Source organism: Rhodococcus sp. 14C212, from assembly GCF_011058195.1.
GTDB classification, from domain to species: Bacteria; Actinomycetota; Actinomycetes; order Mycobacteriales; family Mycobacteriaceae; genus Rhodococcus; species Rhodococcus aetherivorans.
Genome location: NZ_JAALEH010000012.1, coordinates 89,477 through 103,677, shown reverse-complemented (window position 1 = coordinate 103,677; position 14,201 = coordinate 89,477). Strand labels below are relative to the sequence as shown.

Sequence of the window (14,201 nt, the reverse complement as noted above, 5' to 3'; positions counted from 1 at the left end):
GGCGCAGGGTGGGGAACCGGGAGGGGTACAGGAGTGGGCACCGGAGGAAGCGCCGGCGTGTGGGGGAGGTCGAACGTCCCGATGCCGGGGATGGTGATCGGCTCGGCTGCGGCCGGAGCGGCCGGAAGCAGGAGTGCTCCCACCCCGACGCCGCCGACGAGCAGCAGCCCTGTGGTCGACAGTTGCAGGCGGTTACCGCGATGGGCTCTGTGCTTGGCCATGAAATGGAGTCCTTCGTGTCATGCGGTGTCCGAGGGATCGAGGTGCCGCTCGGACGGAACACTCCATAACATTCCGGTCACGAACGAGGCGGACAACGGCCGATCGGCCCATACACCTACCTGGTTCGGTGATGCGGGTAGATCACGAACCGGGCCTGTCTCCCGGCGCCGGCGGTCGGGCCGCCCACGCTGAGGTGTGTCGCCACCCCGGAACTCGTCACGCCGGAATCGGTCGGTGAGTCGGCGGGCACGGACCCCACTCCGGGTCCGAAACCGGATGCTACGCAGGGTTTCCCGATGTCTTCTCGGGGCGCCGCAACGCACCGGGTGCCGGGTCCGGAACCATGGACCGGATGAAGTGGCCGATTTCGGCGATGGCCCGCCGGGATTCGGGCAGCAGATCGGCCGCGGCCTGGAACACGTGCACCTGGCGGTCCCAGATCTGCAGCTCGCAGTGGCTGCCGGCCGCGGCGAGCCGGTGGGCCATGGTTTCGGCGTCCGGCAGCAGCAGCTCGTCCGACCCTACCTGGATCAGCGTCGGGGGCATGCCGCGCAGATCGTGCTCGATCGGGCACAGCCGGGCCCGGGTGTGGGGGCCGGTCGCCCGGTGGGCTTCGAGGCGCCGGGCGAGTCGGGACAGTTCCGCCGCGGCGGTGGCGGGCAGCAGGGCGCACCGGTCCGCGTTGGGGTGGGCCAGTTTGCGGGCCGGATCCAACTCGGTCAGCGGGGAGAGCGCTACGACGGCTGCGGGGGCGGGCAGGCCCTCGTCACGGAGCCGCAGCGGCACCATGAACGACAGGTAGCCGCCGGCGGAGTCGCCGGCGATCACGATCTGCTCGGGCCGGTAGCCGGTGGCCAGGAGCAGACAATACCCGTCGATGCTGTCGTCGACGGCATCGTCGATCGTATGGGTGGGCAGCATCCGGTAGTCGACCATCAGCACCGGTGCCTGGGCCTCGGCGGAGAGGCGCGAGACGAGACGCCGGTGCGTGCGCAAGCCGCAGCACAGAAACGCGCCGCCGTGCAGGTAGAGGACGACGCGGTCGGCACCGACGTCCCGGGCCTGGACCCAGAGCGCGCCGCAGTGCGGCAGCGTCGCGGGTCGGCAGCGGGTGCCCTCGATCGGCGGCAGGAGGTTTCCGACGGATTCGATCAGGTTGGTCGGCCACGGCAGTCCGGACGCGCGCGCCCACAGGGAGAGCACCGGGCGCAGGGTCAGCTGGAGCGATCGCGCCAGCAGTTGCGCCTGCACGCTGGCTCCGGGGAAGTGCCGCCCACGCACCTGGGTGGGGCGAAGGGGGACTCCTGGCCCGTGCGGCGCGGCGCATCCGTCGAGATCGCCGGGTTCCGACGGTGGGGTGGTCGTCACGATGGTCCTCACATCAGTCGTTCTTGCGCCCCCGGACGGGTCGGGCACGCGTGGGCCGGGGGACTATGCACGCTGCCGAGGTGGAGTCCGAGTCGGCCGGGGGTCCGCTCGCGGCGTGGGGCGTGCTGCAGACCGCTCGACCGCCGTGAGCGCTCATGCATACCGGGCCGCGGCCCGGACGGAGCCGCCGTGTGCAGCAGTTCGGTCCAGTGCGTTCCACGCGGTCCGGTAGCGCTTGTCGGTCATCTCGTCCGCGTCCGCAAGCAGGGCGTCCAGCAGGGAGGAGGGGTTGTTCTGCCAGCAGCGCACCGCCTCGGCGACGGCGCGGTTGGTGAACAGACCCGAGCGGGCCAGCGCAACCCGCCACTCGTCGAAGACGCCGCGATGGATCTGTTCGACGGTGTCGTAGTCGAATCCCTCGGCGACGAAATCGCGGGAGAACGCCGCCGTGACATAGTCCCCCCAGCTGGACGATTCTGCCGTCATCGGTGCGGGCCCCTTTCCGTGCAGTCCACGCGACGGGTCCATTCCGAAGGGCGACGACGAACGGTGTCGGCGTCACCAGAGGACCGGCTCTCGCGGTGTGGCAGGTCGTATCGTCGCCCGCTGTGGGGCCCGAGGGCATCGGCCGAATGACCCGGGGGGATACCTGTTTCTCGCCGACGGAACTCTCGACCGGGGTGGGCGGCGGATCGTTCGCCCGCCCGAGGCCGGTTGGTGCGACCGCGGACCCGGAGGGAGCAGACAGGTGACACCGCCATCGGCGGCCTGGAGGCGACAGCTGTCCCTGCCCCGTCGCCGTCGCCGTCGGAGTCTCCACCGTCCAGCAGGAAGTCGACTAGGCCGTGTTTCAAAAGTTGACCGCTCGGAGCCACTGATTGATGGCAGCGATCCGGATGGTGGCCGTGTAGCGGACTGCGAGTTTGTCGTATCTGGTTGCCACCGCCTGGTTTTGCTTGAGCAGGTTGATGCCGCACTCGACGGCGTGACGCTGCTTGTGGTGCTCGGCGTCGAACGCCGGTGGACGGCCGCCGGACGAGCCCTTCCTCTTCCGGTGAACAGCCTGGTCGGCCTTGATCGGGATGGTGGCGCGGATTCCGCGTTTGCGCAGGTAGGCGCGGTTCGCGGCGCTGCTGTAGGCCTTGTCGGCCAGCACCCGCTCCGGGCTGTCCGGGGCCGACCGCGACCGGGACGGGGCACGCTGATCCCGTCGAGGACGACGGTGAACTGCGGGCTGTCGCCGCACTGACCGGCGGTGACCACGATCGACAAGGGTTTGCGGCCCTGCTCGCACGCCAGATGCGTCTTGGTGGGGCGGGTTCAACCAGTCGTTGCAATATCCCTGATGATGGAGGGTGTTGCAGATGGTGTGGGTCGGTCGACCCCCGGCCCCGGAGCACGCACGGCGGAGGTTCTGGCAATGCCGTGGCGAGGGTGCCTCGACGACGGAGGCAGCGTGCGCCGCGGCCGTGTCGTCCTCGACGGCGCAGCGGTGGATCGTGGCGTCCGGTGGGGTTCGTCCCCGCCGGACGCCACCCCCGTCGGGGCGGCATCTGACGCTCGAGGAGCGCGAGGTGATCTCCGAGCTGCTCCAGGCCGGCAGGAAGCAATACGAGATCGCCCGGGCACTGGGCCGGTCCGGCGTCCACGATCAGCCGGGAGATCACCCGCGGGACGAACAAGCGCGGCTACTACATCGCCTCGACCGCACGGGCCTTGACCCCGGTTCTTGGACACGCTGAATCCAGCACCGCTGGGGAAGCGAGATGATCTTCAGTCATGTCACGCAAGAACTACTCGGAAGAGTTCCGGCGCCAGGCGGTCGAGTTGTACGAGTCGACACCGGGCGCGACGATCCGAGGTATCGCCGCTGACCTCGGGGTCGTGCGCGGCACCCTGACAGGCTGGATCGACCAATACGGGACCGGCACCAAAACCCACGTCGACGGCACCCGGGTGCACACACCGGCACGGCCCCACAGCCAACGTCTGGGCGCGGGTGACGTACCAGAGACCGTCGAGCAGAAACTCGCCCGCCTCGAAGCCGAAAACGCTGCCCTACGAGCCGAGACAACCAAGCTCACCACCGAACGCGAGATCCTCCGCCAGGCGGCCAAGTATTTCGCCGGGGAGACGAAATGGTGAACCGCTTCCGCTTCGTCGCCGACCACTCCGACACCTATCAGGTGAAGCGGTTATGCGAGCTCGTCGAGATCGAGCGCTCATCCTACTATGCCTGGAAGTCCGCAGAGCCGACGAGGGCGGCTCGCGCCGAGGACGACGCGCAGCTGGCCGAACGAATCCGGGTGATCCACACCGAGGACAACACCTACGGAGCCCCGAGGATTACTGCCGAACTCAACGATGGTGTTGCTGCGGACGAGAAGATCAATCACAAGCGGGGGGCCCGGGTGATGCGCGAGAACGACATCGTCGGCTACCGGCGCCGACGACGGGTCACGACCACAGTCCCCGAACCTGCCGACCGGAAGGTGCCCGACCTGCTCGAGCGGGATTTCACCGCCGACGCACCGAACCGCATCTACGTAGGCGACATCACGTATCTGCCGATCGAGGGCGGAGCCAACCTGTATCTGGCGACAGTCATCGACTGCTACTCCCGTAAGCTCGCCGGCTGGGCGATCGGCGACCATATGCGTACCGACCTCGTCGCCGACGCCCTCCGTGCCGCCGACCAGGCTCGTAATGGACTGGCCGGGGCCGTCTTTCACAGCGATCACGGAAGTCAATACACGTCAAAGGAGTTCGCCGCTCTCTGCGACCGTCTCGGCGTCACCCAGTCGATGGGCATGGTCGGCACGAGTGCCGACAACAGTCTGGCCGAATCTTTCAACGCCGCCCTCAAACGAGAAGTCCTCCAGAGCGCGAACACCTGGCCCGACGAGGCCACATGCCGACGCCAGGTGTTCCGCTGGGTCACCCGCTACAACACCAGAAGGAGGCACTCCTGGTGCGGACACCGGTCCCCGGACACCTATGAGACCCTCTACACCGCTATGCTGGCATCCGCCGCGTAATCCACCACCCGTGTCCACAATCCGGGGGTAAGGCCCCACACCGGGCCGCCCGGCAGCGCGCCACGCGCCCGAAAACGGCGAAGCTGGCCGTCTGCGACCGGCTGCGCGGATTCGTGCAGCAGCGGCTCGAGAAGAACCACTCGCCGGAGCAGATCTCCCACTGCCTGATCCGCGAGTTCCCCGAGGATGCGGAGATGCGAGTGTCGCACGAAACGATCTACCTCTCGCTCTACATTCAGTCCCGCGGCGCACTCGAACGGGAACTGAAACAACATCTTCGAACGAAACGGACGTTGCGCGCGAGCAGGCGTCGGCCCGACGAGCGGCGCGGCCGGATCCCCGAGATGGTGCACATCTCGCAGCGTCCCGCCGAGGCCGACGATCGCGCCGTGCCCGGGCACTGGGAATCTCAATGCTGTTGTCAAGCAGCCGGAACGAGTTCTACAGGGTCTGGCTCCTGATAGTGGGTGCGGTCGTGCAGCATCGCCCACAAGGTAGTGATCCGCCGGCGTGCAAGCGCGATCAACGCCTGCTTGTGACTTTTCCCTTCGGCACGCTTGCGGTCGTAGAACCTGCGTGAAGCAGGACTGCTTTTCAGGCTCGACAGGGCAGCGAGATAGCAGGTGCGCAGCAATCGCCGATTGAAGCGGCGGGGCCGGTGATGATTGCCGCTGATCCTGCCCGAGTCTCGTGGAGCAGGCGCTACCCCGGCCACCGAGGCAAGTCGGTCCGCGGTCCCGAATGCGCTCAGTTCACCGCCCGTGTTGGCCAGGAACGTCGCCGCCAGCACCGTCCCGAAGCCGGGCAAGGGCACCGACCTGTCCGTCCACACCGCCGAGGACCTGGAGTTCGTTGCCGACGAGATGAACGAACGCCCCCGCAAGACGCTCGACTGGCATACTCCAGCCGAGCGCCTCGAGGAGAGGCTCGTTGCGACGACCGCATGAATCCGCCTGGTCAGGACCGCCCAACGGACACACCGGCCGCGAAGCGGCACACCGTGACGCCGCTGTCGAAGGTCTTCGTCTCGAGCCGGGTGAAGCGGCGTGGCCCGAACCCGCGGCGGAACAACGGGATTCCGTCCCCGGCGACGATCGGGTTCACCTTCAGCACCAGCTCGTCGATCTCGGGCAGCAGAGCCCCGGCGAGCGAGCCCCCGCCGCACAGCCAGATTCCCCGTCCCTCCTCGTGTTTGAGGCCGCGGACGTACTCGAGCGGATCGGTGGCCACGAGCGTGACCGTCTCGTCCGGCGCCTGCGTCATCGTCGTGGTGAACACGTACTGCCGCAGGTGCGGGTAGGCGCTCGTCAGCCCGGCGTCGCGGGCGGGCTCCCACGTCTGCCGTCCCATCACGACGGCGTCGAAGTGCTTCGGTGGTCCCTCGATTCCGAGGGAGCCGCGGGCGTGGACCGGAAACGTCTCCGGAAACTCCTGCAGGAGGTATCCCATGTGGTCGCCCTCGACCGGGAAGAAGTCGAAACCGCCGGCCGGGTCGGCGATGAACCCGTCGAGCGTGGTCGCGACGTAATAGGTCAGTTTTCGCACGAAGGGCTCCTCGGATCGTCGACTACAACACCTGTGGTGGTCAAACTACAACAGATGTTGTGGTAGATGCTAGAGTTTTTTCATGGCAGCGAATCCGGAGCGCCGAGCACAGCTCGCGGATGCCGGCCTGCGCGTGCTCGGCGCGGACGGCGCCCGCAGGCTGACTCACCGCGCTGTCGACCGGGAGGCGGGAGTGCCCCTGGGTACCTGCGCGAACTACTTCCCGACGCGGGACGAACTCCTCGGCGCCCTCGGTGCGCGCATCTTCGAGCGGCTCGCCCCCGACCCGGGCCGGCTCGAGGCGCTCGCCGGACGGACCCCGAGCGTCGACCTCTACATCGACTACATGCGATACCTCGTCGAGCGGACCACCGCCCAGCCGGACCTGACCGTCGCCCTGATGGAACTGCGCCTCGAATCCCGCAGAAGCCCCGGCCTCGCCGAGGTGCTCGGTGCGACGCTCTCCCGCAACTACCGGCTCGACGTCGAATTCAACGACGCCGCACAGTTACCCGCCACCGCGCTCGAGGTCGCGCTGCTGCACTACGCGATCGACGGGCTGCTGCTGGACCTGCTCACCACCTCGATCGGCGCCGACGCCACCCCCGACGAACTCGTCACCGAACTCGTAACCCGGCTGCTCGGCCGGGCGGGCACCGGCCCGCTCAGCTCGCCGCGCGAGCCGCGAGCAGAGTGAGCGCGTGAAAGACCGTCTCGGCCAGAACGTCCTCGGGCTCGCCCGGGAAGAACCTCTCCTCGGCGTGCGTCGGTCCGCGCCCGGCCACGGCGAACCACACCGTGCCCGGCTCCTGCCCGTCCTGGCTGTCCGGTCCGCCCGCCCCGGTCACCGCCACCGCGAGGTCGGCGCCGAGCAGGTCGACCGTCGACTCGGCCATGGTGCGCGCCGCGGCCTCGCAGACCACCGGGCCCTCCGGCACCCGCAGCAGCGAGTGCTTCACCGCCCGGGAATAGGCGACGATGCCGCCGCGGAACCACTCTGCGCTGCCCGGCGCGGCGCCCAGCCGGGCTGCCAGGGCGCCGGAGGTGAGCGACTCGGCGCACGCGACGGTCAGGTCGCGGTCGGCGGCGAGCTCACCGATCCGCTCGGCCGTCGCGCTGGATCGCGCCGAGCCTTCGGGAACGTCGTCGGGCATGGGGAACTCCTTCCGCCGGATGCTGTCCGGACTGTACCGGCCGGCGTGTCGCCGCCGGCGGCAACGGGTAGCCCGCAACCATGACCTCCGAAACCTCCGGCGCGGATCCGGGAGACGGCGTCACCATGGGCGTGGAGGAGGAGTTCCTGCTCGTCGATCCGGCGACGGGTCACCCCGCGCCGGAGTTCGACGCGCTGTGCGGCCGGCTTCCGGGGGTGCCCGGGGTGACGTTCGTCGGCGAACTGCATCCGACCCAGATCGAGGCCGTGGGCGGGGTGTGCCGGACCCTCGCGGAGTTGCGGACCCAGCTGACCTCGTCCCGATCCGCCCTCGACGCCGCCGCCCGTCGATGCGGGCTGCGGGTCGCCGCCGTCGGCGTGCCCGAGTCCGGCGCCGGACACGGCACCCTCGTCGCGGCGGGTCGGCGGGCCGCCATCGCCGAGCGGTACCGCGCGCTGGTCGACGACTACCACGCGTGCGGTTGCCACGTGCACGTCGGCGTCGCCGACCGCGACACCGCGGCCGCCGTGGTGAACCATCTGTCCCCGTGGCTGCCCACGCTCGTCGCGCTCGGCGCCAACTCCCGGCGACACGGCGGCCGCGACACGGGATACGCGAGCTGGCGCATCGTGCAGCAGAGCCGGTTTCCGGGCTTCGGTCCGCCCCCGTACCTGCGGTCGGCGCAGCACGCCGCCGATCTCGTCGCCCGACTGGTCGACGCCGGGGTGCTGCTCGACTCATGGATGACGTTCTGGCTCGCCCGGCCGTCGGTCCACGTGCCGACGGTGGAGATCCGCGCGGCCGACACCGCCGCCACCGTCGACGGCACGGTTCTGCAGGCGGCCCTGGGCCGGGGCCTGGTCGGCGCCGCCCTCGACGATCTGCGCCGTGGCGTCGAGGCGCGGCCGGTCGAGCCGGACCTCGGTGCGGCGGCGGTGTGGAGCGCCGCCCGCTACGGTCTCGACGGCCCGGCGGTGGACGTGTACACCGGCACCCGGACGCCGGCCCGGGACATGCTCGCCCGCCTGCTGGACCGCGTCGCGCCGGTCCTGCGGGCCCACGGCGACCTCGATGAGGTGCAGAAGCTCCTGGCGGGGCCGCGTCCCGTCACCGCTCCCCGCGTATCCACCGGGTGAGGACGGTGCCGTCGTCGTCGGCGAGGACGTGGGCGGGCCGCATCGACGTCACCGCCGTCTGCGGGGCGGTGGCGATGCGTCCCTCCGGACCTGCGGCGAGCAGCGGCGCCAGGGTGAGGCACAGGTCGTCGACCACGCCGTCGGCGATCAGCTGACCGAACAGCCGCGGCCCGCCCTCGCACAGGGCGCGGGTCCAACCCGCCGCGGCCAGCGCGTCGTGCACCGCGTGCCCGTCGATCGAATGCTCGGCGATCACCCGCACGTCCGCGCCGGCGGCGGCGAGAGAGCGGCGACGGGTCCCGGGCGCGGTCTCGCACGTGAGGACGACCGGCGCGACGGTGGTGTCGGTGAACAACCGGCACCCGGGGTCCAGGTCGCACGTGCCGGTGACCACCGCGACGGGCGGCACCTCGCTCAGGCCGGCCTCGATGCGCCGCTCGCGCAGCGCCGCGCCGGTGCGGGCGCCGCCGTAGTTCTCGCCGCGTGCCGTGCCCGCGCCCACGACGATCACGTCGGCCAGGCCCCGCAACAGCCCGAACACCTTCTTGTCCGACGGTGTGCCGAGCCCACCTGAGCGGCCCTCCACGGCGACGGCCCCGTCGAGGGACGAGACGAAGTTGACCCGGATCCACGGCGACCGCAGATCGGCCGGGTAGGCGTAGAGGGCCCGCAGTTCGTCGTCGTCGAGCGGACGGGCCGGGCAGGTCGGATCGTCGAGGCGCCGCATCGCTCGATCACATCACGAGGGTCCGCGACAGTCGTCGGTAACCCGGGCATCCGCTGTGGCGATCACACAAGCACACCTGACGGTCGAGCGGTCGTCCGGCGTGGTCTCCGGAACCGCGCCGGACCGACCCATTAGATTCGGCAATCAACACAACGAAGGACGCGAGGAGATCGGGACTGGTGCACAGCGATCGCTGGGTCGAGGTCAGCCCCTCGCAGTTCGATCACGGGAAGCAGGGACTCGCCCTCGTCCGGGACGCGCTGCCGGACGCACCCCCGTTCGTCCCGCCGGATCGTCTCATCCTCGTCGGTGACCCCCGGCAGCTGCCGCCGATCGGGGAGGGTAGGCCCTTCGTAGATCTGGAGCGGGCCGCCCGCGCCGGGCACGACGGGCGTTGGCCTGCGGTCGCTCCCGGCTGGGCCGAGCCGACGGTGCTGCGTCGCCAGCAGGGACATGTTCGTGACGATCTGATGCTGGCGAAGTGGTTTGCCGGGGACGAGATCCCCGAGGGCTTCGACGATGTGTGGGAACGGATCCGTCGCGGCGAGGAGATGCCGTCCTTGCGCGCAGTCTAGTGGGCGGGACGAACGCCTGAGCAGGTGATCGACGATGTTCTCGCCGAGGAATTGAAAATCCGCACCGACGACGACGGCCGTTCGTTCGCGGCATCGTACGGCGCCACAGTCGAGCCCTACGTGAACTACTACGACGCCGCTTCCTGCATCGAGAAGTGGCAGATCCTTTCGCCGTTCCGCAACTACACCTACGGAACCGTCCGGCTCAACCGGCACCTGAAGGAGACGCACCGCGGCTTCGAACTCCGCAAGGCCCAGATGCCCAGGAAGTACCGAAGCGTGCCGGAGCCGCTGGGTGCGGAACGAATCGTCTTGGGTGACAAGGTCGTCAATACCAGGAATCGTGCATTCGCGAAATTCTGGTCCAAGTCCGAAGGGCAAGCCAAAGGGTATCTCGCCAACGGCGAGATCGGCGTCGTCATCGGGCAGATCAAGACCAAGGCGATGAAGAACCCGCCATGGCAGACCCAGGTCGAGTACTCCGGTCAGCTCGGCCGCCGCTTCACCACGACCATGGGACCGTCGGAAACCGATGCGCCGGTCGAACTCGCGTGGGCGCTGACCGTCCACAAGGCGCAGGGCTCGGAGTTCGGCCTCGTCGTGGTGATGCTCCCGGCCGGTGCGCGCCGGGTGTCCCGCGAATTGCTGTACACGGCGCTGACCCGGCAGACCGACCGCGTGGTGCTGTGCCACGAAGGGCCGATCGACGAACTGCTCGAGCTGACCCGAGCCAGCGGTTCCGATACCGGCCGTCGGATGACCGACCTGACGCTTCCGCCGGACCCGGTGGCGGTGCGTACGTCGGCAGGCCCCGATATGAGCCGACTGGATGCGGGTCTAGTACACGTCAGCAAGACCGGTGTCCTCGTGCGCAGCAAGAACGAACTGATCATCGCCGGCATCCTCGAAGAACTCGGCCCCGGATCGTGGGTCTACGAGCAACCCTTCGTTGGTACTGACCGGTCGCACCCGGGTTCCGGATTTCACTGTCACGACCGCCGGCGGCCGCATCGTGTACTGGGAGCACCTCGGCATGCTCGACAACCCGGCCTATGCGGCCGCCTGGGCGAAGAAGCGCGCCTGGTACGAGGAGCAGGGCGTCACCGAGTCGGGCGGTCCGACCGGCGTGCTGTTCACGACCGACGACCGGGGAAGGGTGGACGAACCGCGTTGGCGAGAGCGTGCCGCTGAGGTAATCGGTGCGACCCGCGTGGCACCACCCAGGCGTGCTGCGAAGCGGGCCGCACCCAAGAAGCGCTGAGCGCCACGTCGGGCGGCACGCTCACGCGCTGGCGAGGCGCTGCACGGCCAACTGGTTGAGCGAGACGTGTCGTTCCGCTGCTTCCATCGCGAGTCTGCGGTGCAGATCGGGTGAAGTACGGACGTAGATCGTGCCGCTGTAGGTGCGTTCGGCGAACGGCTGTGGAACGGTCTCGCCATTCGCGATCAGGTCATCGATGAGCGAGTCGACGACACGGACAAGCCCCTCCAGCGCACCGCTCTGATCCTCGGCGAGCCAGGACAGCGAGGGGAACTCGAGGACCGTCGCCACATGCTCGCCGTCCTCCGGCGACCACTGGACACGATAGGAGTAATGACGCGCATCCGGCCGATTCATGACTCCTCCTTCCTCTCGAACTTCTCGATCGCGCCCAGTACCTGCTTAACCTGATAGGGCTTGGCTTCGCCGTGCTTCCTCGCTGGATGTTCACACGTGGGTCACCGGGCCACGGTGTGCGGAACACCGCATGACTGTTCCCTCCTGTCGAGGTGCGCCGAAGACCTCGACGCAGAGCCGGTACAGGTCGTCATAGCGGACCCTCTGGGATTCCGCTCGATTGCCGCCCGGATCTTGTCGGCCTTCGTCACCTGCCAATGCTAGCGCATGTGCAAGCAGGGAAAGGTTCTGTATGTAGTGCTGTGTTTGCCTCGATGTGTTCGTGTGCAAACAACGGCCCTGTGAGTAAGCCGAGGGAGACGTCGATCGAAGCGGTTGTCGGCGCCTTCTCCCTGCTGCACCCCGGAGTGCAGTATCACCTTGCCAACACGCTGCGCTGGGATGGGCTGAGCCCCCAGGCCGCGGCGGTGCAGCCGAACCTTGCAGGCGCCGATGCCCTGGTGCTCGCCCCCACCCCGGGAGGCAAGACCGAGGCGGCGATATTCCCGCTGCTGTCGGTGATGGCGGAGCAGGACTGGCACGGCACGTCGGTGCTGTACGTGTGCCCAGGTGCGGGCGCTGCTCAACAACCTGCAGCCGCGCCTGCACGGATATGCTCAGTGGCTAGGTCGTACGGCCGCGGTCTGGCACGGCGACGTGGGGCAGTCCGCACGGCAGCGGATGCTGCGCGAGCGGCCCGACATTCTCCTCACCACGCCCGAGTCGCTCGAGGCGATGCTGGTCTCCACCAAGGTCGACCCGCGCGTGCTGTTCGACGGGTTGCGGGCCGTCGTCGTCGACGAAGTGCACGCCTTCGCCGGCGACGACCGCGGCTGGCACCTGCTTGCCGTCCTCGAACGGCTCGCGCGGGTTGCCGGGCGAGCTGTGCAACGGATCGGGCTGTCGGCGACCGTCGGCAATCCTGACGAATTGTCGGCGTGGTTGCAGGGCGGCGTGACCGACCGTCCCCGCACTGTCGTCGCTCCGGCCGCAGCGCCCGCTGCCGAACCGCCGGACGTCACCGTCGACTACGTCGGCTCGATCCCCAACGCCGATCAGGTGATCGCTGCGCTACCTCCACTCTCGAACTCGGCATCGACATCGGTGACCTCGACCGCGTCGTCCAAACCGGGTCTCCGCGCACGGTCGCATCGTTCCTGCAGCGACTCGGTCGCAGCGGCCGACGTCCCGGCACGGTGCGCAACTGCCTGTTTCTGTGTGTCGACGACGACCAGGTGCTGCTGACCTGGGCATGCTGCACTGTTGGGCACGCGGGTGGGTGGAGCCGATCGTGCCGCCACCGTCACCGCGACACATCGCCGCGCAGCAGTTGGCCGCGCAGCAGTTGATGGCGCTGTGCCTACAAGAGCATCGACTCGGCGTATCGAACTGGCGCCAGTGGTGGGGGTCGCTGCCGGTGTTCGATGATCACACAGACGAGATCATGGACTATCTCAGTGCGGAGGGCTACTTCGAGCGGGACGGGCCGTTCCTGCATATCGGGCCCGAGGCCGAGCGGCGCTTCGGCCGACGCTACTTCTCTGATCTGACCGCCGTGTTCAGCGCCCCACCGGAGTTCACCGTCCTCGCCGGCCGCAACGAGGTGGGCACCGTCGGTACGGACGTGCTGGCCGAGGAATCGACGGACCGCGTGCTGCTGCTAGCCGGACGGTCGTGGAAGGTCACCCACATCGACTGGCAGCACCGGCGCTGTTTCGTGGACCCCGTCGAGTCCGGTGGACGAGCGAAATGGTCGGGTCTCGGCGGCGGTCTGTCGTTCGAGATCACACGCGGCATACGGGCGGTGCTGCTCGGTGACGACCCGGAGGGTGTGCGGCTCACACGTCGCGGCACGGAGGCTCTCGCCGGGCTGCGGGCGAGCTTCGCCGACGTCGTCGATCCCGACCGGACCGTCGCCATGCTGGCGGACGGCGAGTCCGGACGGTGGGAGGCGGTCGCGGCGATGACGGTGCGTGAGCCGCACGTCGACCGCGGTGCTCTGGCCGGGTTGAAGTTCTCTGCGGCTTGCCCGCTGATCTGGCAGTGGCGACGCTTGCGGCCAGGCTCGCCCATCCCGTCGGTGCTGCCCGCGCCGCCGGTGAACCGATGCGTCACGTGCGTCGATAGAGCGGCCCGACAGCCGTCACGTCTGCTGTGGCGACCGAGCCGCGGTCGGGAATTCGCGATGCGGCCGCGCGGCGTCAGGGCGCGTGCCCGGCGTCGAGATCGCGGACGTCGCCGTGCCGGATCACGTCGTTCAGTTCGCCGTGACACTCTCCGCCGTCCGGGTCGAGCAGGAATCCGACGTGGTCGCCCAGCGCGGCCCGCCCGACGACGCGTCCGCTGAACCACGCCGGGACGCCGTCGAGGACGGGCAGCCCGTGCGGGCCGTCGTGCCATGCGCACCGCGAGAACTTGTCCACCTCGTCGCCCGTCTCGCCGCCGAACAGGCGCGCCAGGGGGAGCTGGTCCCGTCCCAGCACGTGGACGACGAGATGCTCGGCGGCGGCGGCCACCCGGAAGGTGCGGTTCGAGATGGACAGCCCCACCAGGAACCGGGGTGGGTCGATGCTGACCTGGGTGGCGAACCCCACCAGGCACCCGGTGCGCTCCTCGAGGACCCGGGTGGTGACGACGAACACCGGTTGATCCAGGCGGCCGACGATCGAGCGGAACACCTCGTGTGCGGTCGTCATGCCCCATTCCTACGCCCGGTCGGTGCGCTCGGCAGCCCGTTCCGGCCGGTTGCGGCGTTTGGTCCGCACCGGGTACGGGTAAT

The 14,201-nt window shown here is 69.1% G+C and carries 13 protein-coding genes and 6 pseudogenes; 9 read left to right on the top strand and 10 right to left on the bottom strand.

Translation table 11 applies throughout. The annotated features are described in order from the left end of the window. The 4 genes and pseudogenes from G6038_RS30925 to G6038_RS08710 all read right to left on the bottom strand — a co-directional run. Positions 1-221 (bottom strand): annotated as a pseudogene (locus tag G6038_RS30925) (hydrolase); the annotation flags it as partial. Positions 222-501: 280 nt separating this feature from the next. Further along, the gene (locus G6038_RS08720; RefSeq protein ID WP_346772777.1) at positions 502-1,590 is read right to left on the bottom strand and encodes an alpha/beta hydrolase; all 1,089 of its coding nucleotides are present in this window, start codon (positions 1,588-1,590) and stop codon (positions 502-504) included. Positions 1,591-1,743: 153 nt separating this feature from the next. After that, a complete protein-coding gene (locus tag G6038_RS08715) occupies positions 1,744-2,076 on the bottom strand; it encodes a hypothetical protein (RefSeq protein WP_165037284.1) in 333 nt (110 codons plus the stop codon). A 364-nt stretch (positions 2,077-2,440) separates the two neighbouring features. Continuing rightward, positions 2,441-2,746 (bottom strand): transposase, encoded by a 306-nt coding sequence (locus G6038_RS08710; RefSeq protein WP_206024462.1) that lies wholly within the window; start codon positions 2,744-2,746, stop codon positions 2,441-2,443. 343 nt (positions 2,747-3,089) lie between these two features. On the opposite strand from G6038_RS08710, the pseudogene G6038_RS31235 reads away from it, so the two are divergent. From G6038_RS31235 to G6038_RS08695, 3 genes and pseudogenes are all read left to right on the top strand, one after another. Continuing rightward, positions 3,090-3,261, top strand: a pseudogene (locus tag G6038_RS31235) (helix-turn-helix domain-containing protein); the annotation flags it as partial. A 108-nt stretch (positions 3,262-3,369) separates the two neighbouring features. After that, positions 3,370-4,628 (top strand): IS3 family transposase gene (locus G6038_RS08700; RefSeq protein ID WP_165037282.1). Its coding sequence is split into 2 segments (ribosomal slippage): positions 3,370-3,721 and positions 3,721-4,628, totalling 1,260 coding nucleotides; the frame shifts between segments, so codons are not numbered across the junction. Positions 4,629-4,726: 98 nt separating this feature from the next. After that, positions 4,727-5,035: pseudogene (locus G6038_RS08695) on the top strand (IS30 family transposase); the annotation flags it as partial. Between the two features lie 14 nt (positions 5,036-5,049). Here G6038_RS08695 and G6038_RS08690 read toward each other — a convergent pair. Beyond that, positions 5,050-5,436, bottom strand: a pseudogene (locus G6038_RS08690) (transposase); the annotation flags it as partial. Here G6038_RS08690 and G6038_RS08685 point away from each other — a divergent pair. Further along, positions 5,435-5,575, top strand: a pseudogene (locus tag G6038_RS08685) (IS30 family transposase); the annotation flags it as partial. The pseudogenes G6038_RS08690 and G6038_RS08685 overlap by 2 nt on opposite strands. Positions 5,576-5,585: 10 nt before the next feature. Here G6038_RS08685 and G6038_RS08680 read toward each other — a convergent pair. Further along, positions 5,586-6,173, bottom strand: coding sequence for a dihydrofolate reductase family protein (locus tag G6038_RS08680; protein ID WP_165037281.1), 588 nt, complete (start codon positions 6,171-6,173; stop codon positions 5,586-5,588). Positions 6,174-6,255: 82 nt separating this feature from the next. On the opposite strand from G6038_RS08680, the gene G6038_RS08675 reads away from it, so the two are divergent. Then, positions 6,256-6,870, top strand: coding sequence for a TetR/AcrR family transcriptional regulator (locus G6038_RS08675; protein ID WP_165037280.1), 615 nt, complete (start codon positions 6,256-6,258; stop codon positions 6,868-6,870). On the opposite strand, the gene G6038_RS08670 is transcribed toward G6038_RS08675, so the two are convergent. Then, complete coding sequence (locus tag G6038_RS08670) at positions 6,839-7,327, bottom strand: CinA family protein (RefSeq protein WP_165037279.1); 489 nt, start codon at positions 7,325-7,327, stop codon at positions 6,839-6,841. The two genes, G6038_RS08675 and G6038_RS08670, sit on opposite strands and share 32 nt — an antisense overlap. Before the next feature lie 80 nt (positions 7,328-7,407). Between G6038_RS08670 and G6038_RS08665 the strand changes: the two genes are divergently transcribed. Then, positions 7,408-8,463 (top strand): YbdK family carboxylate-amine ligase, encoded by a 1,056-nt coding sequence (locus G6038_RS08665; RefSeq protein ID WP_165037278.1) that lies wholly within the window; start codon positions 7,408-7,410, stop codon positions 8,461-8,463. Here the strand turns inward: G6038_RS08665 and G6038_RS08660 are convergent. Then, positions 8,435-9,190: a pyrimidine reductase family protein gene (locus G6038_RS08660; RefSeq protein ID WP_165037277.1), complete on the bottom strand. Its 756-nt coding sequence runs from the start codon at positions 9,188-9,190 to the stop codon at positions 8,435-8,437. The genes G6038_RS08665 and G6038_RS08660 overlap by 29 nt on opposite strands. 179 nt (positions 9,191-9,369) lie before the next feature. Here G6038_RS08660 and G6038_RS30920 point away from each other — a divergent pair, with 179 nt between their 5' ends. Then, entirely contained in the window at positions 9,370-9,765 is a 396-nt protein-coding gene (locus G6038_RS30920) for a hypothetical protein (protein WP_206024461.1), read from the top strand. A 24-nt stretch (positions 9,766-9,789) separates the two neighbouring features. Then, the gene (locus tag G6038_RS32045; RefSeq protein WP_346772776.1) at positions 9,790-10,956 is read left to right on the top strand and encodes an ATP-dependent RecD-like DNA helicase; all 1,167 of its coding nucleotides are present in this window, start codon (positions 9,790-9,792) and stop codon (positions 10,954-10,956) included. A gap of 91 nt (positions 10,957-11,047) precedes the next feature. Here G6038_RS32045 and G6038_RS08650 read toward each other — a convergent pair whose 3' ends face one another. Then, positions 11,048-11,383, bottom strand: a complete 336-nt coding sequence (locus G6038_RS08650; protein WP_165037276.1) for a type II toxin-antitoxin system HicB family antitoxin — start codon at positions 11,381-11,383, stop codon at positions 11,048-11,050. 341 nt (positions 11,384-11,724) lie between these two features. On the opposite strand from G6038_RS08650, the pseudogene G6038_RS32040 reads away from it, so the two are divergent. Next, positions 11,725-12,609, top strand: a pseudogene (locus tag G6038_RS32040) (DEAD/DEAH box helicase); the annotation flags it as partial. 1,014 nt (positions 12,610-13,623) lie between these two features. Here the strand turns inward: G6038_RS32040 and G6038_RS08635 are convergent. Next, complete coding sequence (locus G6038_RS08635; RefSeq protein ID WP_165037275.1) at positions 13,624-14,118, bottom strand: flavin reductase family protein; 495 nt, start codon at positions 14,116-14,118, stop codon at positions 13,624-13,626. Positions 14,119-14,201 lie beyond the last annotated feature (83 nt).

Excerpts from the sequence above, each read along its gene's own strand:
- G6038_RS08675 (WP_165037280.1), top strand. The coding sequence starts at position 6,256 with ATGGCAGCGAATCCGGAGCGCCGAGCACAGCTCGCGGATGCCGGCCTG.
- G6038_RS08660 (WP_165037277.1), bottom strand. The coding sequence starts at position 9,190 with ATGCGGCGCCTCGACGATCCGACCTGCCCGGCCCGTCCGCTCGACGAC.
- G6038_RS08635 (WP_165037275.1), bottom strand. The coding sequence starts at position 14,118 with ATGACGACCGCACACGAGGTGTTCCGCTCGATCGTCGGCCGCCTGGAT.
- G6038_RS08650 (WP_165037276.1), bottom strand. The coding sequence starts at position 11,383 with ATGAATCGGCCGGATGCGCGTCATTACTCCTATCGTGTCCAGTGGTCG.
- G6038_RS08715 (WP_165037284.1), bottom strand. The coding sequence starts at position 2,076 with ATGACGGCAGAATCGTCCAGCTGGGGGGACTATGTCACGGCGGCGTTC.
- G6038_RS08670 (WP_165037279.1), bottom strand. The coding sequence starts at position 7,327 with ATGCCCGACGACGTTCCCGAAGGCTCGGCGCGATCCAGCGCGACGGCC.
- G6038_RS08665 (WP_165037278.1), top strand. The coding sequence starts at position 7,408 with ATGACCTCCGAAACCTCCGGCGCGGATCCGGGAGACGGCGTCACCATG.